The sequence below is a fragment of the Agrobacterium sp. CG160-95 genome (assembly GCF_053521725.1).
In genome coordinates, this window is sequence record NZ_JBNWDU010000002.1 from 458,668 (window position 1) to 480,142 (window position 21,475).

At 59.1% G+C, this 21,475-nt stretch carries 20 protein-coding genes; 13 read left to right on the forward strand and 7 right to left on the reverse strand.

Translation table 11 applies throughout. The annotated features are described in order from the left end of the window. Positions 1–39 precede the first annotated feature (39 nt). The 5 genes from ACQZ63_RS08805 (at position 40) to ACQZ63_RS08825 (ending at position 4,150) form a co-directional block, all read left to right on the forward strand. Positions 40–657, forward strand: a complete 618-nt coding sequence (locus ACQZ63_RS08805; protein ID WP_013761667.1) for an alpha/beta hydrolase — start codon at positions 40–42, stop codon at positions 655–657. A 217-nt stretch (positions 658–874) separates the two neighbouring features. Continuing rightward, complete coding sequence (locus tag ACQZ63_RS08810) at positions 875–1,072, forward strand: hypothetical protein (protein WP_019564753.1); 198 nt, start codon at positions 875–877, stop codon at positions 1,070–1,072. Between the two features lie 171 nt (positions 1,073–1,243). Then, complete coding sequence (ssuD, locus tag ACQZ63_RS08815) at positions 1,244–2,413, forward strand: FMNH2-dependent alkanesulfonate monooxygenase (protein ID WP_003511099.1); 1,170 nt, start codon at positions 1,244–1,246, stop codon at positions 2,411–2,413. A 195-nt stretch (positions 2,414–2,608) separates the two neighbouring features. Beyond that, entirely contained in the window at positions 2,609–3,154 is a 546-nt protein-coding gene (locus ACQZ63_RS08820) for a flavin reductase family protein (RefSeq protein WP_003511097.1), read from the forward strand. Positions 3,155–3,205: 51 nt separating this feature from the next. Further along, a complete protein-coding gene (locus ACQZ63_RS08825; RefSeq protein WP_019564752.1) occupies positions 3,206–4,150 on the forward strand; it encodes an acyl-CoA dehydrogenase family protein in 945 nt (314 codons plus the stop codon). 7 nt (positions 4,151–4,157) lie between these two features. Here ACQZ63_RS08825 and ACQZ63_RS08830 read toward each other — a convergent pair whose 3' ends face one another. After that, positions 4,158–4,607, reverse strand: coding sequence for an RrF2 family transcriptional regulator (locus tag ACQZ63_RS08830; protein WP_003511094.1), 450 nt, complete (start codon positions 4,605–4,607; stop codon positions 4,158–4,160). A 304-nt stretch (positions 4,608–4,911) separates the two neighbouring features. Here ACQZ63_RS08830 and ACQZ63_RS08835 point away from each other — a divergent pair, with 304 nt between their 5' ends. The 7 genes from ACQZ63_RS08835 (at position 4,912) to ACQZ63_RS08865 (ending at position 12,986) form a co-directional block, all read left to right on the forward strand. Beyond that, positions 4,912–5,916, forward strand: coding sequence for an LLM class flavin-dependent oxidoreductase (locus ACQZ63_RS08835; protein ID WP_065704254.1), 1,005 nt, complete (start codon positions 4,912–4,914; stop codon positions 5,914–5,916). A gap of 23 nt (positions 5,917–5,939) precedes the next feature. Beyond that, positions 5,940–7,280: an LLM class flavin-dependent oxidoreductase gene (locus ACQZ63_RS08840; protein WP_019564749.1), complete on the forward strand. Its 1,341-nt coding sequence runs from the start codon at positions 5,940–5,942 to the stop codon at positions 7,278–7,280. An 85-nt stretch (positions 7,281–7,365) separates the two neighbouring features. After that, positions 7,366–8,553 (forward strand): M20 aminoacylase family protein, encoded by a 1,188-nt coding sequence (locus ACQZ63_RS08845; RefSeq protein ID WP_013761660.1) that lies wholly within the window; start codon positions 7,366–7,368, stop codon positions 8,551–8,553. 23 nt (positions 8,554–8,576) lie between these two features. Then, positions 8,577–9,134 carry a GNAT family N-acetyltransferase gene (locus ACQZ63_RS08850; RefSeq protein WP_003511088.1) on the forward strand — a complete coding sequence of 186 codons (558 nt, stop codon included), beginning with the start codon at positions 8,577–8,579 and terminating at the stop codon, positions 9,132–9,134. A 13-nt stretch (positions 9,135–9,147) separates the two neighbouring features. After that, positions 9,148–10,953 carry an amino acid ABC transporter permease/ATP-binding protein gene (locus tag ACQZ63_RS08855; protein ID WP_113555392.1) on the forward strand — a complete coding sequence of 602 codons (1,806 nt, stop codon included), beginning with the start codon at positions 9,148–9,150 and terminating at the stop codon, positions 10,951–10,953. A 25-nt stretch (positions 10,954–10,978) separates the two neighbouring features. Further along, positions 10,979–11,917 (forward strand): ABC transporter substrate-binding protein, encoded by a 939-nt coding sequence (locus ACQZ63_RS08860; RefSeq protein ID WP_113555391.1) that lies wholly within the window; start codon positions 10,979–10,981, stop codon positions 11,915–11,917. A gap of 133 nt (positions 11,918–12,050) precedes the next feature. Then, positions 12,051–12,986 (forward strand): ABC transporter substrate-binding protein, encoded by a 936-nt coding sequence (locus ACQZ63_RS08865; protein WP_113555390.1) that lies wholly within the window; start codon positions 12,051–12,053, stop codon positions 12,984–12,986. 88 nt (positions 12,987–13,074) lie between these two features. On the opposite strand, the gene ACQZ63_RS08870 is transcribed toward ACQZ63_RS08865, so the two are convergent. Further along, the gene (locus ACQZ63_RS08870) at positions 13,075–14,400 is read right to left on the reverse strand and encodes an NAD(P)/FAD-dependent oxidoreductase (RefSeq protein WP_019564745.1); all 1,326 of its coding nucleotides are present in this window, start codon (positions 14,398–14,400) and stop codon (positions 13,075–13,077) included. A gap of 231 nt (positions 14,401–14,631) precedes the next feature. Between ACQZ63_RS08870 and ACQZ63_RS08875 the strand changes: the two genes are divergently transcribed. Further along, complete coding sequence (locus ACQZ63_RS08875; protein ID WP_013761655.1) at positions 14,632–15,108, forward strand: Lrp/AsnC family transcriptional regulator; 477 nt, start codon at positions 14,632–14,634, stop codon at positions 15,106–15,108. Positions 15,109–15,211: 103 nt separating this feature from the next. On the opposite strand, the gene ACQZ63_RS08880 is transcribed toward ACQZ63_RS08875, so the two are convergent. The 5 genes from ACQZ63_RS08880 to ACQZ63_RS08900 form a co-directional block, all read right to left on the reverse strand. Then, complete coding sequence (locus ACQZ63_RS08880) at positions 15,212–16,867, reverse strand: ABC transporter ATP-binding protein (protein WP_080801358.1); 1,656 nt, start codon at positions 16,865–16,867, stop codon at positions 15,212–15,214. Then, positions 16,867–17,718 carry an ABC transporter permease gene (locus tag ACQZ63_RS08885; protein ID WP_013761653.1) on the reverse strand — a complete coding sequence of 284 codons (852 nt, stop codon included), beginning with the start codon at positions 17,716–17,718 and terminating at the stop codon, positions 16,867–16,869. Before ACQZ63_RS08885 ends, ACQZ63_RS08880 begins: the two co-directional genes overlap by 1 nt. Next, complete coding sequence (locus ACQZ63_RS08890) at positions 17,718–18,668, reverse strand: ABC transporter permease (RefSeq protein WP_003511075.1); 951 nt, start codon at positions 18,666–18,668, stop codon at positions 17,718–17,720. Before ACQZ63_RS08890 ends, ACQZ63_RS08885 begins: the two co-directional genes overlap by 1 nt. Before the next feature lie 198 nt (positions 18,669–18,866). Beyond that, complete coding sequence (locus ACQZ63_RS08895) at positions 18,867–20,477, reverse strand: ABC transporter substrate-binding protein (protein ID WP_013761652.1); 1,611 nt, start codon at positions 20,475–20,477, stop codon at positions 18,867–18,869. An 88-nt stretch (positions 20,478–20,565) separates the two neighbouring features. After that, positions 20,566–21,279 carry an HAD-IA family hydrolase gene (locus tag ACQZ63_RS08900; protein ID WP_019564741.1) on the reverse strand — a complete coding sequence of 238 codons (714 nt, stop codon included), beginning with the start codon at positions 21,277–21,279 and terminating at the stop codon, positions 20,566–20,568. Positions 21,280–21,475: the final 196 nt, after the last annotated feature.

The following is a 21,475-nucleotide window of genomic DNA, read 5'->3' on the forward strand; positions in this document are numbered from 1 at the left end:
CATTCTTGGCACACCCCGCCCGCAAACCACGGAGTAGGCATGTGTACCACCTTGATTGTCCCCGGCCTCAACGGTTCGGATGAGGGGCATTGGCAGCGGCACTGGCTGCTGGAAGATTCGGAGGCGCAGCTGGTCGATCAGCAGAATTGGGAATGCCCGGTTCTTGAAGACTGGCTTGAGCGTCTGGAAGCGGCGCTCGCCGCAACCGAAAGCGCCTATATTGTCGCCCACAGCCTGGGTTGCCTGCTTGTCGCCAATATGGCGACACGACCCGTGGCCAGCAAAATCAGGGGTGCGCTTCTGGTGGCGCCCGCCCATCTCGACAGAGTGGAGGCAATGCATCCATGCATCGTCCGCTTCGGCGCATTTCCTCGGTCGCCGCTCGCCTTCCCCAGTCTCGTCGTAGGTAGCATGAACGACCCCTATATGAATCCGGACGAGTTAGCCCGCACCGCTGCTGACTGGGGAAGCGATATCGTCAATCTCGGCTCCGTTGGACACATCAATATTGCCGCCGGTTTCGGCCGGTGGTCCGAGGGCTATGCTCTTTTCGCACGCCTGAAAGCGGCGTCCGAAATCAAGGCCAGCAGATCGAGGAAGCGCGGATCACCCGTTCTGCACGGTGCGCTGCTGCAGGGTGATGCCGGCGCTCTATAGTCTTTTCGTCCCAAGTCCGTGCTTTGAGCGGCCATCGCGTCGACGCCATTGCGATGACCCCTTTATTGGCGGTTCGAAACGGAATTTTTCCCGCTGCCGCAACCTTAGTCCACGTTTGCCGGCAATCCGCCAATTATAGAATAGTAATTTTATGGAAAATATTGACCAATCTGGGCGCTCGCCGGAGGATAGAGCGAATTGACCAAAGGAGGCGCACATGCCGCAGGGACTTCATGCGTTTACTGTCGATCTGTTCGGTCTGGCCAGGCGTAGGCCGCGAGGGGATGATGAGGGCAGGCTCCAGCCGCTGGATCATTCCGGTCGTATCAAGCGGGAAAAGAGCGATCTCGACCTTGAGCGGGAAGAGATTTACGAAATGAATTTCGCGATGCTCGGACTTTATCCGGTCCTCTGACACAGGGAGGCGAAAGGTTTGTTTTCGCTTCCCAGACCTATTTCCCAGCGGAGATAAACTCTCCTTGCGGCACGGAAATTGGAACAAAATTTCTTAAACGCGGCGGGGAATTGGCTACCCTTTTAGTACCAAGCCGAATTGCCCGATGGGCGGATTGCAAAGGACCTGTCGATGAGTACAGCTGACAAACCACTCGATTTTCTGTGGTTCATACCCACCTCAGGCGACGGCAGCTACCTTGGCTCCGACGATCTGTCACGTCCCGCCGATCCCGGCTATTTCCGGGAAATAGCGCAGGCTGCGGATCGGCTCGGTTATTCCGGGGTGCTTATTCCCACCGGCGTCGCCTGCGAGGAATCCTTCATCCTCGCGGCCAATCTCGCCGCCTATACCGAGAAACTGAAATTCCTCGTCGCCATCCGTCCGGGCGTTGCCTCGCCGGCCTATTATGCGCGGCTGGCCTCCACGCTGGACCGTGTTTCCCATGGTCGGCTGCTTCTCAACATCGTCGTTGGCGGCAGCGCGCAGGAGCTGGCTGGTGATGGCATCTTCCTGCCGCACGACGAGCGTTACGACCACGCTGACGAGTTCTTCCAGGTGTTCAATTCGTTGATCGAAACTGGCAAGGGAGATCTCGACGGCAAATATATCAAGGCACAGGGTGCCAGGCTCGGCCTGCCACCGGTGCAGGAACCGCGTCCGCCGCTTTATTTCGGCGGCTCCTCCGATGCCGGGATCGAGTTCTCGGCCGGTATCACCGACAAATATCTGACCTGGGGTGAGCCGCCGGCACAGGTGGCAGAAAAAATCGCCAAGGTTCGCGCCGCCGCAGCGAAAAAGGGGCGAGAAGTAACATTCGGCATTCGCCTGCATTTCATCGTGCGCGAAACCGATGAGGAGGCCTGGGCCGATGCGGACAAACTGATTTCCAAGCTTTCCGACGAAACCATCGCTTCCGCTCAGGAGGCCTTCTTAAAGGCGTCGGATTCGGTCGGTCAGGCAAGGATGCGGGCGCTGCATAATGGCCGGCGTGACCAGCTTGAAGTCTCTCCGAACTTGTGGGCGGGAATCGGTCTTGTCCGCTCCGGCGCCGGCACCGCGCTGGTGGGTTCGCCGAAGACAGTTGCGGCGCGGCTGCGGGAGTATCAGGCGCTGGGCATCGATACCGTCATCGCATCGGGCTATCCGCATTTGGAGGAAGCCTACCGTCTATCCGAATTGCTGTTTCCGGAAATCGGGCTTGATGGGCCACGTAATCAGATCCGTTCGTCTTTCGGCACGAAACAGGTTTTCGGCGGCGGTGGCCACGGCGGTAACGTCAAGCTGGTATCCGGCTCGTGATCAATCGCCGGAAGGCAGGCGGCCCTGTCTTCCGGTTAGCCTTTCCTATGGGCGTCATTCGGCGGAGCGTTCACGGGAGAGCGGCATATAAAACATTATTTCCATAGAATATAAGTATTATGGAAAACGATGTCTATTTCACGCCCCGCCGCCGCTGCTAACTATTGAGCAACAAGCTGTTTTCAGGAGCGATCGATGACATTGCAATATGCGGCCAAGGATCAACAATTCATCAATCTCCGCGATCCCGTCTCTGGCAAGGCGCCGGATGCCGATAGCCTTAAGGCGGCGCTCAGGACGCTGGGCGGCGGTGTCAGCGTCATTACGGCGGGCGAGGGTGATGCGCGCACGGGTGCTACGGTAACATCCGCCACCGCCCTGTCGGTCGATCCTCCAAGAATTCTGGTTGCGCTCAACCGCTCCTCCTCCACATGGCCTGTGGTGCAGCGCTTCGGCCATCTGGCGGTGAATATTATCGGCCCGAACCATCAGTTCATTGCCAACCAGTTTGCCGGTGTTGGCGGTCTGAAAGGTGTGGACCGTTATCGCGGCGCGGAATGGACCCGTCTGGCGAGCGGCGCGCCCATCCTCGAGGACGCCGTTGCCGCGATCGATTGCACCATCGAGGAGGCGATCGAGCGCCACAGCCACGTCATCATCATCGGTAAGGTGGAGGCGATCCGCATCGGGTCGGGTCACTCGCTGGTCTATCAAAACGGCCGTTATCATTCGCTGGACTGAGCTCCGGCCTTTCCGGCGCTTTCACTGGGTCATTCTTTGAGGGAGTTGAGCATGGGATCTGTCACGCCGCTCGGCGAAAGAATTCGTTTCGTGTCCCCGCGTCTCGGCGCGGATGGGGATGTACTGAACGTTGCCCGGACGATTGCCGAAAAATGCGCGGTGGAAAGTGCCGCACAAATCCACGCGCGGATTGCCCGTTCCGGCCTTCTCGCCCTCTCCGTTCCAAACGATCTGGGCGGGGCGGACATCACAAACGACGTTCTCTCGCAAGCTCTCTCGATTATTTCCGCGGCTGATGCGGAGGCGGCGCATGCGCTTGCCGAACACTTCACGGCGCTCGAATTCATCAGGAACGCCGGTAGCGAAGAGCAGCGCAAAACCCTCTTCGCCCGCCTCGATCTTGGTGAGACTTTTGCGCTTGCCTCATCTGACGCCGGCGTGGATCAGGCGGTTCTGTTGACTGGCGACGACTATGGCTTGCGGCTGCCCGATGACATTGCCCGATCTGTTACCTCAGATGCAGACTGGATCGTTGTCCCGGCAGTCAATACGGCAGGGCAGGCCGTACTCGTTGTTCTTCGCAATCGCCCGGATACATCATGGGACGGCCTGCTGCGCGCCGATCAGGTCGCGTTTCTTGCCCAGGGCGCTGGAAATCTGGCAGCCTCCGTTTTCACCCTTCTGAAGGCCGCCGTGGCTCTGGGTGAGAAACAGCGTGAGCTTTCAGCATTGCTGATTGACAGATTGGCCGAGGAAGGTGATGCGCGCCCCCTTATCGGCGAAATATTTCTCGCAATCGAATTGCTGAAGGCACAGATTTCCCGCCTCGCGGCCAATATTGATGCGGCGCAGGTGGGGGCGGAAAGCGTGACCTTTCGCTCTGTCCGCAACAATGCCATCACGCTGGAAATTCTAATGGCCCGTCTCGGCCTTATCGATGGTGCAAGCGAATCCGGGCTGATTGCGACCCTGGGAGACGATCTGCGCCGGCAGTAAACGGCGCTTATTCGCCTGCCGGAATAAATTGCGCGTCTTGTCCGCCTTTTGCCACGAATTGTGCGAGCGTCATATTGTCCAGGATTGTTGCGATGGCGTCCCGCACGTCCGTCATCGAAACCCTGACCTGACAGGTCTCGGGATCGTCGCAGTCGTCGCAGGCTTCAAAGGCGGTGCGGCTGGCACAGCGGATGGGGGCCAAGGGCCCGTCCAGCGTTCGGATGACCTGCCCGATCATGATTTCCGATGGCATTTTCGACAACGAATAACCGCCATTCGGTCCCTTCTTGGAACGCAGAATGCCGCTGTTGCGCAGTTCCAGAAGAATAGTATCCAGAAATTTTTTCGGAATATTGTTGCGGGTTGCAATCTCGGTCACAAAGGCGGTCTCGCCCTGGGGCAACCGCGCCAGATCGACAAGAGCCTTCAGTCCGTATTTGCCTTTTTTGGTCAACATCGCATGATCCGCAAAGAGGGCCAGCACCTTCTGAGTGCCGGGTTATGGTGTTCTCAACTTACTAAGTAGTTTTTACCGAATTCCCGCGCAAGTCCGTTTCGTCCCGGCTCGATGCACAAAGCGGCTTTACACCATCGTTTTTCGCCCTGTTTCCTCATCGTTTCGGATTGCTTTGCCAAAGACGCCTGCCGAAACCATAGCGGGAAACAATATTTTCTCTGATCGCGTCGCAACGTGGAACGAACGTCCTTTATTACTATATAAAATCAGTAGACAAAGTATGCATCAAAAGACATGCGAGGTGATGATGTATACTCTCAGTTTGCTGGACAAGAGCCCTGTTCCAACGGGTGAGAACGCGGCAAGCGCGTTCCGCGACACGATCAATCTCGCCAAACGCGCCGAAGAACTGGGCTATCGCCGATTCTGGGTGGCAGAACATCACAATTCGCCGGAGCTTGCCGGTTCCGCGCCGGAAGCGCTGGTTGCATGGATTTTGGCGAAGACCTCTCGTATCCGCGTCGGCTCGGGCGGCGTGATGCTGCAGCATTACAGCCCTTACAAGGTCGCCGAGGTTTTCAACGTGTTGTCGTCGCTCGCCCCCGGTCGGGTCGATCTCGGCGTCGGCAAGACACCGGGCGGGCTGCCGCTTGCGACGTCTGCCCTACAGCAGGCCTATGATCCCGCTCGCAAGCCGGATTTCGAAACGGCTTTTGGTGAGCTTACCACATTTCTCTCCGGTGCCGCGCCGAAGGGGCATGCGCAGGCCGGGTTGCAGGCAACACCGGTGCCGCCGGTTGCGGTGGAACGGTTTCTGCTCGGTGCCAGCCCGGAAAGCGCAAGGCTTGCAGCTTCCAAAGGATGGAATTTCGTCTTTGCCGGCCACCTCAATGGTGATCCGGAGGTTCTTCGCAGCAGCCTGTCGGCTTTCCGTGAGGAGAGCGGCGGAAGGGCGCCGATCCTTGCCCTCTCCGTCTTTGCCGCCAGTGATCCCGACCATGCGGCGCGGCAGGTGGAAGGTCAGCGCATCTACCGGGTGTTCCTCAGCGACGGCAAGGCGTTCAACCTTGGCCGCCGTGAACAGGCGGAAGAATTCGCCCGCCAGTCCGGCGATACCGATTATCGCATCGAGGAGCGTAAGCCCAACGTCCTGCATGGCGGGCCGGACGATATTCACAAGGCGCTGCGCGCGCTTTCCGATGAGCACGGTATCGAGGAATTCATCGTGGAGCCGCCGCATGTGGGGGCCGATCAGAGGCTCGCCTCGATCGAATTGCTGGCCACACACCGCCTTTCCAGGGCCGCGTGAACTTGTCCTCAGGAGGAAATGACATGACGAAAAAGACAATCCGTTTCGGCATCATGCTCCAGGGCCCCGGCGGGCACATGAACGCCTGGCGGCACCCGAAAAGCCCTGTTGATGCCAGCGTCAACTTCGATTTCTTCAGGAAGAACGCGCTGAAGGCAGAAGCCGCCGGCATCGCCTTCGCCTTCGTTGCCGACGGGCTTTACATCAACGACAAGTCCATTCCGCATTTCCTCAACCGGTTCGAGCCTTTGACCATCCTTTCGGCGCTGGCCTCCGTCACCTCGAAGATCGGTCTTGCCGGCACGGTTTCGACCTCCTACAGCGAGCCCTTTACCATCGCGCGCCAGTTCGCCTCGCTCGATCTTCTGAGCGGTGGCAGGGCCGGCTGGAATGCAGTGACGACGCCACTCGAAGGTACGGCGAAGAACTACAGCCGCAACCATCCCGAACATGCGCTGCGCTACGAGATCGCCGATGAATATCTGGAGGTGATCAAAGGCCTGTGGGACAGCTGGGACGACGATGCCTTCGTGCGTAACCGCGAGACGGGACAGTTCTTCGACAGGCAAAAACTCCACACGCTCGGCCACAAGGGTCGCTTCTTCCAGGTGGAAGGTCCGCTGAACATCCAGCGTTCGCCGCAGGGACAGCCGGTGATTTTTCAGGCGGGGTCTTCGGATGCCGGTATCGGGCTTGCGGGCAAACATGCCGACGCCGTTTTTACCAATTCCGCATCGCTCGAGGAAAACCAGACATTCCTCAAGCGCGTGAAGCAGAGTGCTGTCGCGCAGGGCAGGTCCGCAGCCGACGTGAAGATTTTCCCTGGCATCGGGCCGATTGTGGGCGAGACGCAGGAGGAGGCGGAAGCAAAATACGACATCATCCGCAACCTCATCACCATCGAGGATGCGCTCGCCTATCTCGGCCGTTTCTTCGATCACCACGACTTCAGTGTCTATCCGCTGGATGAGCCTTTCCCCGAACTTGGCGAGATCGGCAAGAACAGCTTCCGTTCGACGACCGACCGCATCAAGCGCCGTGCGAAGGAAAAGAGCCAGACGTTGCGCGAAGCGGCACTGGAGGCGGCGACCCCGCGCGAAGGTTTCATCGGAACTCCGGACAAGGTGGCGGACGAGATCATCCGCTGGGTGGAGCACGATGCGGCCGACGGTTTCATTCTGGGCTTCCCGGTGATTGCCGAAGGGCTGGATGATTTCATCCGCCTCGTCATACCGGTGCTGCAACGGCGCGGATATTTCGAACCGCATCTGGAAGGCAGAACGCTGCGTGAGCATCTCGGCCTGCCTTTCAAGGACAGCATCTATTCCCACGCTGAAAGCGGTTCCAGCAAGGCGATCGCATAAAAGCGGGGTCGGGCGACAGCCATTGCCGCCCGGAGAGAATTTCAAGGTGCTGTGCGGGTAAAGCGCAGCGCAGGAGACCAGGACCATGAATATCCGCATTGACGGCGCGCGTCCGCAGGACGACGCCGAACGGGGAATCCTTGCCTTCATCGAGGAAAGCATCGCCATCCGGCACGATCTTCACCGACATCCGGAGCTTTCGCTTGGGGAAAAGCGCACGGCGGCGCTCGTTGCCCGTTATCTCCTCTCCTTCGGATATGAGGTGACCGAGGGTGTCGGGGGCCATGGCGTCGTCGCCACCTTGAAACGTGGTCATGGTGACAAGCGTCTGGGTATCCGCGCCGATATCGACGCCCTGCCCATCGTCGAGGAAACCGGTCTTGCCTATGCCAGCCAGACACAGGGTGTGATGCATGCCTGCGGTCATGACGGTCACACGACTATCCTGCTCGCCGCTGCCCGTTATCTAGCTGAAACATCGAGTTTTTCCGGCACGCTGACGCTGATTTTCCAGCCCGCCGAGGAAATCGGTGCGGGTGCTAGAGCGATGATAAAGGACAGGCTTTTCGAGCGGTTTCCCGTCGATGCCGTGTTCGGGCTGCACAATTGGCCGGGTGTCGAAACCGGACAATTCGGCTTTGTCGAAGGGCCTGCCATGGCCTCCGTCGACAAGGCGAAGGTTCGGATCATCGGCAAGGGCGGGCACGGGGCGGCGCCGCATGAAACGGTTGATCCGGTTCTTGCCTCGGCAAGCTTCGTCACCGCCTTGCAGAGCATCGTCTCGCGCAATGTCGACCCGCGAGACATGGCGGTGCTGACGGTAGGCTCCATCCATGGCGGAACTGCTTCCAACGTCATTCCCGAGAGTGTCGAACTGCAGATTACCGCGCGGGCCTTTTCGCCCGCCGTGCGCGACAGACTGGAGGAGCGGCTTCCCGCCCTTGCCAAAGCACAGGCGGAAAGCTTCGGTGCAAGCGCCGATGTCACCTACTCCCGTGGCTTCCCGCCCGTCATCAATCACATCAGGCAGACAGCTTTTGCCCGCGACGTCGCCAAACGGCATTTTCCAGCCGAACAGGTTGCAGAAGGCTTTCAGCCGCGAACGGCGAGCGAGGATTTCGCCTTCATGCTTCTGGAGCGGCCGGGCTCCTATCTCTTCGTCGGCAATGGCGACAGCGCGCCACTGCACAGCCCTCACTACGATTTCAACGATGCGATCATTGCGCCTGCGGCACGCTTCTGGGTGCGCCTGGCGGAAGCATACCTCTCCTGATGCAACGAGTTTAGGACAACGAGATGAGCGACAGTTTTCTCTACACATCGGTCAAGGATCCGCTCGCAACCCCGCTTCTGGAGGAGTTGCTGTTCGAATATGACAGCCGCTACGGCACATATTTCAACGCGGAAGGCGCCAAGGCGGAACTTAACAAATATCCGCCGGAGGCTTTCAGCCCGCCGTCGGGCAATTTCCTGCTGCTCTTGCGTGGCGGCAAGGCGATCGCCGGCGGTGCCTTCATGCGCTACGACGAGGAAACCGCCGAGTTCAAGCGGGTCTGGACGCATTCGGCCCACCGCCGGCAGGGGCTTGCCAAAATAGTGCTTCAGGAGCTGGAGCGGCAGGCGATCCGGCAGGGTTACGCCCGTGTCTATCTGACCACGGGCTTCCGCCAGCCGGAAGCGGTCGGCCTATATCTCACCAACGGTTATCGCGCGTTGTTCGATACGTCGGCCGATCCTGAAACGATCAGGTCGCTGCCTTTCGAAAAATGGCTTGCCGATAGCGCCTCCGCCTCCGTTGCGGAAGGCGCGTCGATACCGGCGGCCCGGCCGCATTCTTCCCCGGCCCACCCGTGAAAGGCTTTTTCAGATGACGATAGCCTCTGATTTTCCGCATGTTGCATTGAACGACCAGAAGGGTGAACCGATCAAGGGTGGGTATTCCCATTTCCGCATCGTGCCGGCCCGCTACCCCTTGCGGACGGTGGGAACGGTCTTCTCCGTACTCATCATTGCGGCCGTTCTGCATTCCGTTTTCGGCAATCCGCGCTGGGGCTGGGATGTCTTTGCGGAATGGTTTTTCGCTGAACCGGTGTTGGTTGGCTTAGGACGGACGCTGCTGCTGACCGCGCTCGGTGCGGTGCTCGGCTTCGCGCTGGGAACGCTGCTGGCGCTTGCCCGCGTTTCACGCTCGCCACTGCTGGTTGCCGTATCCTGGACCTATATCTGGATTTTTCGATCCATTCCGCTGATCGTGCTTTTGCTGATCCTCAACAACCTGGGTTATCTCTATGATACCGTGACGATCGGTGTGCCCTATACGGGCATCAACTTCTTCAGCTGGAATACCACGCAGCTGATGACGCCGTTTGCGGCCGCCGTTCTGGGGCTGACGCTCAATCAGGCCGCCTTCGCATCCGAAATCGTCCGTGGCGGCATTCTCTCGGTTGATCAGGGGCAGCTTGAGGCTGCCGCAGCACTCGGCCTTCCCCGGCGGCGGCAGGCGTCCCGCATTGTTCTGCCGCAGGCGATGCGCTCCATCTTGCCCACCGCCTTCAACGACATCATCGGCCTCGCCAAGGGGACTTCGCAGGTCTATATCCTTGCCCTGCCGGAGCTGTTCTACACGATCCAGATCATCTATCGCCGCAATCTGGAAGTGATCCCGCTGCTGATGGTCGCGACCGTCTGGTATCTGGTGATACTGACGGCGCTTTCGATCGTGCAGCACCATATCGAGCGGCATTTTTCACGCGGTGCGCTGCGCAATCCGCCGCCGTCACTGTTCGCCACGATTTACCGCACCTTCCTGCCGCGCAAACCCTTGCCTGAAGCCGTGGAAACGGTGGCCACGACAGCCGTAAGGCCCGAGCGTTCGGTGCCTGCCCGTGCCGTGAGCTTTCAGCTCGGAAATCGTGGCGGGTCGGTCAATATTCATGGCGTTTCGAAATCCTTCGGGTCGCTGAAGGTGCTTGATGATATCAGCCTTTCCATTCCGGCAGGCAGTGTCACCACCATTCTCGGCCAATCCGGCTCCGGCAAGTCCACATTGCTGCGCTCCATCAACCATCTCGAGCGCGTCGATGACGGTTTTATTGCCATAGACGGTGAACTGGTCGGTTATCGTCAAAAGGGCGATACGCTTTATGAGCTGAAGGAACGGGAAATCCTCAAGCGCCGCGCCGAAGTGGGCATGGTGTTTCAGAGCTTCAACCTGTTCCCGCATCTGACCGCGCTTGAAAACATCATTGAAGCACCCATCGCCGTTCGTGGCATATCGAAAGAGCAGGCGCAGGCCGAGGCGCGCGATCTTCTGGCTCGCGTCGGCCTTGCCGAAAAAGCTGGCGCTTATCCCCGTCAGCTTTCCGGCGGTCAGCAGCAACGCGTGGCGATCGCCCGGGCGCTGGCGTTGCGGCCGAAGGTGTTGCTGTTCGATGAGCCGACATCCGCGCTCGATCCTGAACTCGTCAACGAAGTGCTTGATGTCATCAAGGAGCTTTCCCGCTCCGGCGTCACGCTCATCATCGTTACCCATGAAATCGGTTTTGCCCGTGAAGTCTCCGACAGGGTCGTCTTCATGGAACAGGGCCGCATCATCGAAACAGGCACGCCGGACCAGGTGTTCAACAGCCCTGAACATCCCCGCACCGCCGAATTCCTCGCAAAAGTTCTCTAATCAAAACAACAAAGGAAACACTCGCATGGCTTTTTCATCGAAATTATTGTCGTTGCTTGCAGGCGGTCTTTTCACCGCTACCACCGCGCTGATATCGGCTGCGCATGCGCAGGAAATCGACCTGTCGCCGGAGCAGAAGGGGCGAGTGCGCGCCGAGAAGGTGGAAGAAGCGATCAAGCTTCTGCCCGCTGGCCACAAGTTCGTCGCGGATGGAAAGTTGACGGTCGCGACCGTGCCTTTCCGGCTGCCGCTGGTCGATTATGCCAGCGATACGAAAACGCCTATTGGCGTGGAGCCGGATATCGCCCAGCTGGTTGCTGACAGCCTTGGCCTTGAACTTCAGCTAGTTCCCATCGCCTGGGCCGATTGGCCGCTGGGTCTCACCTCCGGCAAATATGATGCCGTCACCTCCAACATCACGGTGACGGAAGCCCGCAAGGAAAAGTTCGACTTCTCCAGCTACCGCAACGACCTGCTCGGCTTTTACGTCGGCAGCAACAGCAAGGTGACGAGCATCAGTAAGCCCGAGGATGTTGCCGGGTTGAAGGTTATCGTCGGCGCTGCCACCAATCAGGAACAGATCCTGCTGAAATGGATCAAGGACAACAAGGCCAAGGGTCTGGCCGACACCGATGTGCAATATTACGACGATCAGGCCGTGCTCGATGTCGCCCTGCAATCCGGCCGCGCGGACGCCTATCTCGGCCCCAACGCGACGTCAGCCTTCCAGGCAGCAAGCCAGAAGAAGACCAAGCTCGTTGGTACCTTCTCCGGCGGCTGGCCGGAAGCGGCGGAAATCGCCGTTGCCTCCAAAAAGGATGCCGGAATTGCCGCAGCCATCACGGCGGCACTGAACGCCCAGATCAAGAACGGCAATTACGGCAAGGTTCTCGCCCGCTGGAACCTCGGTTCGGAAGCCATCACCGAATCCCGCACCAATCCGCCCGGTCTGCCCAAGAGCTGAGTGCTGGTTTGCTGCCAGAAAGCTGAGTTTCCACAAAGCTGAGTTGAAGGTGGGACATCACTCAGCCGGTAGCGCGGGCCTCCTCCCGTCCGCGCTACCTCCGTCCCGCAATTCATTTTATCGGGGAGCCAGAATGGCACTCACCTCTCGTCTTGCCACAGTCACGTTCGGCGTTTTTCTCTCTATCGCCGCTTTCGGGTCGGCTTTCGCAACTGATGTCTTCGATGTTTCGCCAGACCAGCCTGGCCGGATCAGGGTAGAAAAAGACCCCGCAGCGATTGCCGCCATCCCGAAAGATTTCAAGTTCATCACCCCGGGCAAACTCACGGTCGCGGTTGCACCTGGCGGACCACCGCTCGCGACCTATGCGACGGACGCCAAGACCGTGGTGGGTGCCGATCCGGACTATGCGCTTGCGGTGGCTGATAGTCTCGGCCTTGAGCTTGAGCTGGTTGCTGTCGCCTGGGCCGACTGGCCGCTGGGGCTTGCCTCCGGCAAATACGATGCTGTCATCTCCAATGTCGGGGTGACCGAGCAGCGCAAGGAGAAGTTCGACTTCTCCACCTATCGTCAGGGCCTGCACGGCTTTTTCGTGAAGTCCGACAGCGGCATCACCGCCATAAATGAGCCGAAGGATGCGGCGGGCCTGAAGATCATCGTCGGCGCTGGCACCAATCAGGAGCGTATTCTGCTGAAATGGAATGACGAGAATGTAGCCGCCGGTTTAAAACCGCTCGAGCTGCAATATTATGACGACGAGGCCACCCGGCTTGTCGCGCTTTCTGCCGGGCGGGCCGATGTGATCGTCCAGCCGCATGCGCAGCTGGTCTTCATCGCCGCGCGTGACAAGACCATCAAGCGTGTCGGAACACTCTCCGCCGGCTGGCCGGAACGTTCGGATGTGGCCATCACCACCCGCAAGGGTTCGGGACTGGCCGATGCGCTGACGCTCGCCACCAACGATCTGATCAAGAGCGGCGCTTACGCGAAGATACTGGAACGCTGGCAGCTTTCGGAAGAGGCCTTGCCGGAATCGAGAACCAACCCACCCGGCCTGCCGAAAAGCTGACCGGTCGAATAAATGCGGTGGACGGCAGCACCCGCAGGTCATGCCTGCGGGTGCTGTTTTGATTCGTCTGTTGGCCTGCGCAGAACAATCAGAAATCCGCGACCTTGCCCCATGACGAGTCAAGGAAACGGCTGGGATGATACGGGGCGGGGTCAACGATCGGGGTTGAACCCGTCACGATATCGGCGATCAGGTGGCCAGCGCCGGGGCCGATGCCGAAACCGTGGCCGCTGAAACCGGCGGCGAGGATGAAGCCGGGCAATTCGCTGGTCTCGCCGATGGCGGGCACACCATCCGGCGTGCTGTCGATGAAGCCGGCCCAGGCAGCGGATATCTGGGTTTTGCGGAGTGCAGGCAAAAGTTCCAGCGCCCTTTTGTGGGTCTCACGTATGGCGGCGGCATTCGGTTTCGGATCGAGAATACGAACCCGTTCCATCGGCGTCGGCGCATCGAGCCGCCAGTGCTTCAGCGTTTCGTGCCCACCGCGAACCCCTTCCAATCCACCCGGCCGCAGGCTGCGCCAGCGTTTGAGGAACATCGGAACGAATTCGCGTGCAAACCGCATTTGCTGCGCGGTCGGGTCGATGCGACCGAGGCCGCTGATGGCGAGCGTGTAACCGCCGTTGCTCCGGCGTGTTACAGAAACGGCTTTTGTATGCAGCGCATCCGGCAGTCCTTCCGCACCTGCTGTGACGGACAGGATCGAGGAGCGGACAGCGGCCTGCGGAAAACGAATTCCGAGCTGGCGGCAGAAGGACGAGGCCCAGGCACCGCCGGACATGATGGCGGTTTTGGTGCGGATCGTGCCTTTTTCGGTAACGACGGCGCTAACGCGACCACCTTCCGTCTCCAGACCGCGCGCGGCGCAATTCTGGTGCACCGTTCCGCCCAGCTTCATGAGGGCACGCGCGACGGCCGGCGCCGCCATCGAGGGATCGGCGGTGCCGTCCGTTGGCGAAAAGACGCCACCCTTCCAGCGTTTCCCAGTCGCGCGTCCGCGGTTGCTCGCCTCATCCGCGCTCAACATATGCGTCGTCACGCCTGCGGTGATGGCAAAGTCGCGCCAGCGCGCCCAGCCGGCAATTTCAGCTTCGTTGTCGCTCAGGTAGAACAATCCGCAGCGGCGGAAACCGGTGTCTTCGCCGCTTTCTGCGGCAAACCGTTCCCAGAGCGTCAGGCTCTGCGTTGAAATCGGCAATTCGCGGGCGTCTCGGTTCTGCTGCCGGCACCAACCCCAGTTGCGGCTGGATTGCTCCGCGCCAACAAGACCTTTTTCGACAAGAGCCACTTTCAGGCCACGCCGGGCGAGGTAATAGGCTGCGAACACGCCGACGATACCGCCGCCAATAATGACGGCGTCCGCCGATTTCGGCAGTTCCGGTGATGTCGTGATCTGTTGCAGCGGCGCAGGCATGGTGGGGCTCCTTGTATTCGTCTTAATTTACCTTGGTCGCCGGGTAAACGCTGCCAGACTGCGCCGATTGCCGGAATCTCCTGCTGTTCGTAGCCATGTCTGCAACTCTTTATGCTGGATGAAAAAAACATCCCCGCGTCGACAGGGCACGCTCATGTGATAAGATTTCCATGGCCGCGTCAGAATTTTATGCCGCGTGCACGAAAAAATATAAAAGGGGTTCCGCACGTGATGAAACTTGACCGGATCGACATCAAGATCCTTTACGAACTCCAGAAAAATGGTCGCATCACCAATGTCGAGCTGGCGGAGCTTGTCAATCTCTCGCCAAGCCCCTGCCTGATGCGCGTCAAGAAGCTTCAGGCCGAGGGCTATATCGAAGGTTATTCGGCACAGATCAACATCAACAAACTCGGCCAGACGCTGACGGTATTCACCGAGATCACGCTCAAGAACCACCGCCAGATCGACTTCGCCCGTTTTCTCGGCGTTATCGAAAAGATCGATCAAGTGGTAGAATGCCACCTCGTTTCAGGCGGTTACGATTACCTCCTGAAATTCGTCACCTCCGGCATCGTCGAATATCAGTCGATCATGGAGCGGCTGACGGACATGGATGTCGGTATCGACAAATATTTCAGCTTCGTTGTGCTGAAATCTCCGATCATCAAATCGCATATGCCGCTGACCAGCCTGTTTCCGCTTTGAGGTGGAAGACGTCCCTTAGCAGGGGCGCCAGAGTATCGAGATACGTCGCTTCATACTCAACGTCATCCTGGGGACGAGCCCGAGGATGACGAAAGTGATGTTGTCACCTCTTGGAAAACGCCCGCACCAACTCTGCATCCTGCTGAAGATTGTCGAGCCATTTCGGGTCGAGCTTCGGTACCGAGGAGAACAGGAGCTTCGAATAGGGATGGGTCGGCGACTTGATCGCTTCCGTTGCCAGATGCTCCACTTTCTGCCCGCCATACATCACGACGATTTCGTCGCAGATGGTTTCCACCACAGAGAGATCGTGGCTGATGAAGATGTAGGAGAGGTTCAGCTCTCGCTGGAGTTCGCCGAGCAGGTCGATGATCGCGGCTGCGACGACCGTATCAAGCGCCGAGGTAATTTCATCGCAAATGATGAGCGATGGTTCTGCTGCGAGCGCGCGGGCGAAGTTGACGCGTTGCTTCTGTCCGCCCGACAGGCCGGAAGGATGGCGGTGGCGAACCGAGCGCGGCAGCTTCACCATATCCAGCAACTGGTCGATCCGGGCGTCGCGCGCCTTGCCTCTCATGCCGTGATAAAAGGTCAGCGGCCGGCCGAGAATATCCTCGATGGATTTGGCCGGGTTGAGCGCCGTATCGGCATATTGGAAGACGATCTGCATGCGGCGCAACTGATCGCTGGTGCGTTGGCGGGCATCGGCGTCCAACTGCCGACCTTCGAAGATGACATGACCGCTGGCGGCGGGCAGAATGCCGGCAATGGCGCGCGCCAGCGTCGATTTTCCGCAACCGGATTCGCCGATGATGCCGAGATTGCGTCCGGGATAGACTGCAAGGCTGACGGAATCGACCGCACGCACCAGCGGCATATGGTCTTCGCCTTTCGTTCCATATCCGGCGATCAGCTTCTCGATATCCAGCAGCGGCTTCGCGTCACTTTGTTTTAGCGGCGCTACGGTGCGTACCTTGTCGTTAAAAGCGGTGAGCAACTCCCGCGTATAAGGATGCTGTGCATTCTCGAGAATATCCGTGGTCGTGCCGGTTTCCTGTATCTCGCCGCCTTTCAGCACCACGATCCGATCGGCAATCTGGGCGACGACTGCGAGATCGTGCGAAACATAAACGCCGCCGATACCGCCCTTGCGCATCGCTGATTTGAAGGCGCGGAGAACCTCGATCTGTGTCGTTACGTCGAGTGCTGTGGTCGGTTCGTCGAAAATGACCAGTTCCGGGTTGCCGATCAGCGCCATGGCGGCGGAGAGACGCTGAAGCTGGCCGCCGGAAACCTGGTGCGGATAACGGTCGCCGATGGTTTCGGGATTGGGCAGCGACAATGCCTTGAACAGTTCCACCGCTCTTTGGCGCGCCTCCTGCGGCGGCATCAGATCGTGGATGCGGGTGACCTCTATGACCTGGTCGATAATCTTTTGCGCCGGATTGAAGGCGGCTGCGGCGCTTTGAGGGACGTAGGAAATTTTTGTACCGCGGATCTTTGCCCGTTCCATTTCGGAAAGCTGTACCATATCGCGGCCTGCCACCGTGACGCTGCCGCCGGAAATACGGCAGCCTGGGCGGGCATATCCCATCAATGTCAGTGCAATGGTGGTCTTGCCGGAGCCGCTTTCACCGATCAATGCGACGATCTCGCCATCGGCGATATCGATGTCTACACCCCTGATGATTTGGATGCGGCGGCCGGAATCGGTGGTCGCCTCGACTTTAAGTCCACGGATTTCAACAAGATTTGTCATTATTCGCTCCTGTCGCGGATTTTCTGCGGCAGATTGTCGATCAGCAGATTGACGCTGATCGTCAGGCTGGCAATCGCCAACGACGGAAAGATCACGGCTGGCGCAGCAAAGGGCAGGCCGCCGATGTTTTCACGCACCAGCGCACCCCAGTCTGCATTCGGCGGCTGCAGGCCGAGACCGAGGAAGGAAAGGCCCGACAGAAGCAGCACGATGAACACAAAGCGCACGCCGAGATCGGCCAGCACAGGACGGATGATGTTGGGCAGGATTTCGGAGCTGATGAGGTGCAAGAGGCTCTCGCCGCGCACGCGGGCCACGGTGACGAAATCCATGGTGTTGACATTGACGGCGAGCGCCCGGGCAAAGCGATAGGCGCCGGGCGTATAGATAACCGACAGGGTGACGATCAGCACAGGAATGGATGAGCCAACGGCAGCGACAACCACAAGCCCGAAAAGCTTGCTTGGGATGGAGTTCACCGCATCGAGAAAACGGCTGAGGGCCGCATCGAACCAGCCGCCGACCACGGCTGCGCTCATGCCGAGAACGACGCCCGACACGCAGGCGATTGTTACGGCCGCAAGTGAAATGCCGACCGTGAAACGCGCGCCCATGAGAATGCGGGAAAACACGTCGCGGCCGAGATAGTCGGAGCCGAGCCAGAGATCGGAGGTCATCGGACCGAAATAATCGAGATCGACGATTTCACCGACGGGATGCGGGATGAGATAGGGTGCAAAGATCGCAACCATGGCCCAGAGAAAAATGACTAGAAAGCCGAAAACGCCGACGACGTTGATTTTGTAACCCAAGCGCGAGGTCCCCGAAGTTGTTTTGATATTGTCGGTCATCAGCGCAGCCTCGGATTGGACATGATGGCGATGATATCGGCGGTTGTGATGAGGAGGAGATAACCGACGCAGAAAATCATTGCGCAGCTCTGGATCAGCGGCAGATCACGGGTCGCGACGCCATCAACCATCAGCTTGGCGATGCCTGGATAATTGAAGATAGTCTCGACGATGATGACGCCGCCGACGAGATAGGAAAGCGAAAGGGCCACCGCATTGACGATGGGGCCAAGCGCATTGGGAAGTGCGTGGCGCAGGACGATGCGCATGCGCGGTGCGCCTTTCAGGAGCGCCATTTCCACATAGGGCGTATCGAGCGTCTCGATGACGGCGGCGCGGCTCATGCGGATCATCTGTGCCGACACGACGAAGGTGAGCGTGATGACCGGCATGGCGTAAACCCGCAGCACATCGAACACGGTATGCACCTCGCTGACCAGCGACAGGGCTGGCAGCCACTTCAGATATACGGCGAACAGCAGAACCGCGAGCGTCGCGATCATGAATTCCGGCACCGAAATGACACCGATGGTCAGGATGGTGACGGCGCGATCATAAAGCGTTCCACGCAGCATGGCGGAGCTGATGCCGAGCGTCAGGGCCAGCGGCACGGCGATAACAGTGGTGATGCCGGCAAGCTTCATGGAGTTGACGAAACGTGGGCCTATGAGGTCGGCGATCGCCATATTGTTGGCGTAGGACGTGCCGAGTTCGCCGTGTAGCAGGCCAAAAAGCCAGCGGACAAAACGCAGAAGGGCCGGGTCGTCGAGATGCATGGCGGTGCGCAGACCAGCCACGGCCTCCGGCGTTGCCGACTGGCCAAGAAGGATCGTTGCCGTGTCGCCGGGCAGCAGGCTGGTGGCGGAAAAGACGATAAACGATACGATAAGCAGCGTCGTCAGCATGACGACCAGCCGCCTGGCGATAAGGGAGAGTATCCGGCTGTTCATTTACATGCTCCTGCGACCTGCCTGGATCATGATGATTTCAGGCCCGATCGACCTGAAATCATCATGATCCAAATTATTTGGCTGGAGCGAGATATCAGGCGAAAACCGCTTGTTTTTCAACGTGTCGCTCCAGCTGTGGAGGCTTCCCGCACCGGCGGAAAGGTTGCCGGGCGCATCGGCGCCCGGCCCCTTGGTCTATCAGGCTTCGAGCCAGACGTATTCAGCAAACGCGTAACCCATCATGCCGCCGAGCGGATTGGCTTCCAGACCCTTCAGCTTGGAGGTGATGGCGTCGACATTGGTGATATAGGCGGGAATGATGGTGCCGGCTTCGTCGGCGATCATCTTTTCCATTTCGAAGTAGATCTGCTTGCGCTTGTCCATGTCCAGCATGCCACGTGCTTCGAGCATCATCTTGTCGAACTTCGGCGACTTGTACTGGCTTTCGTTCCACGGCGCGTCGGAGGCGTAAAGCAGCGAGAACAGAATATCCGGGGTCGGGCGCGGGTTGATATTGCCGAAGTGAATAGGCGCCTTGAGCCAGTAATTGCTCCAGTAACCGTCCGAGGGAACACGCTGCACATCCAGCTTTACACCGATTTCTGCGGCCGACGCCTGGATGATCATCGCCATGTCTACGGCAGAGTTTGCAGCATCCGAGGTGATGACGGGGATGGACTGACCGATAAGACCCGCTTTTTCAAAGTGGAACTTCGCCTTATCAGGATCGAAGGCCTTCGGCTTGAGGTCCGGATTGTGGTAGGGACTCATTGGCGGCACTGGCTGGTCGTTACCGACTTCGCCGAGGCCACGCAGAGCCGCTTTGACGATCTGCTCGCGGTTGACGATCGACTTCATGCCAGCGATGAAATCGGCATTGTTGCCGGGCGTCTGGTCCAGCCGCATATTGAGGTTGGTGTAGTTGCCGGACGTTCCCTTGGACAGAACGATGCCTTCCTGCTTGTCGAGAAGGCGCAGCGAACGCGGATTGATAGCCGCTGCGAGGTGGATATCGCCCGAAATGAGGGCGTTAACGCGGGCATTGTCTTCGGCAATCGCGAAGAATTCGAAGCTATCGACGTGCGGACCACCCTGTTTCCAGTAATTGGTGTTTTTCGACATGATCGAGCGGACGCCGGGTTCGAATTTCTCCAGCTTGAAGGCACCGGTGCCGTTCCCCTTGGAGAAATCGGTCGCGCCATCGGCAACGATCATGAAGTGATGCAATGCCAGGATGGCCGGCAGGTCTGCATTCGCGTTTGCCAGCGTGATCTCGACGGTGCTCTTGTCGATCGCCTTGAAGCCGGTCATCTGGGCGGCGATCTTGGCGACCTTCGAACCGACGGCCGGGTCAAGGTGACGCTTCAGCGAATAGACCACGTCATCGGCGGTCAGTGCCTTGCCGTCATGGAAGGTGACGCCGGAACGCAGCTTCACGGTCCAGGTCTTGGCGTCCTTCGTTTCGATGGATTCGGCCAGCTCCATCTGGGGCGTGCCGGAAACATCGAGGAAGCTCAGCCGGTTATAGAGCGCGCAGCAACGAACGTAATCCGTCGAAAGCGAGGCTTTTGCGGGATCGAGCGTGTCGGCCGTGGAGGAGGACCAGCCGGCCGCCTTCAGCGTGCCGCCGGAAACGGGAGTGGCCGCCAGAGCCTGCGAGGCGCGGCCAAGAATGGCCGAACCGGCGGAAAGTGCTACGCCGCCGGCCAGCATCATGTGAAGCAGCTCTCGCCGCGTCGCGCCGCGACGGATAGCCTGTTCAACGGCGGCATCGTCAGAGCGGGTCCAATTTGTAATCCTGTCACTCATGGTCTTCCCCTTTTGTATGATTTGTTGAAATGGCATCTGCAGTAATTTTCGGCATCCACGCCCTAGTGCGCGTCATGCCACAGGCGGTTCAGCGGCCCGAGTGTCTCGTGGCCTCGGCAAGGCCGGCCATCGAGGTGAAATGGTAGTCCGGTTCGGTAAAGTTCTCCGGCTCGATGGTGCCGCCATATCCCTTCTGGGCGTGGCGGCGCTCTATCCAGCAATTGGTCATCCCGAGTTTCCGTGAAATGCCGATATCGTGGTACTGGCTCTGCGCAACGTGCAGAATGTCGTCCTTCGATGCGCCTTCGCTTTCAACGAACGCGAAAACCTTCTCGAAGAATGCGGGATCCGGCTTTTCCGTGCCGGTATCATCCGCTGTGAAAGCGGCGTAAAAGGGACTACCGAGTTCCTTCGAGAAATACTCGAAGGCCCAGCGCTGGGCGTTGGTCATGGCAATGAGACGATGCGTCTTTGCAAGCTCGGCCATCGCGGCACGGCTGTCTTCAAAGCCTTTCCAGTTTTTTGCCGCGTCGCGCAGGCGCTCACCCAGAGCGCGCTCCGCCGGCAAACCGAGTTCCGGAGCGATGATCAGGTAGACGCGGACGAGATCGTCCGGAAACAGATCGGTGGCGTCGGAGTAACGCGCCGCGCGGTAAAGGCTAAGCGCCTTTTCACCGTCGACCTCAACGCCGTTTTCAGCGCCGATCTGGATCAGGGTCGATTTCAAGCCACCTTCGAAATCGATGAGAGTTCCCACCACGTCGAAGCTCATATATTTGAAGTCGCTCAGTTTCTTGGGCAATGTCGGTCTCCGCTTTGCCGCGCAGAGCCCTTGGGAAGGCTGCGGCATTTTATTCTGTTCCCGGACGGGATCCTTGCCCCGTTCCCATTCTCGCTAACGCCCTTTTTTATGGCGTTTAGTGCTTTTTCTGTTGATAGTTTGGCAGTTCCAGCGCGCCGGATTCTCCGAAAAGGATCGGGTCTTCGGCAGAATATTG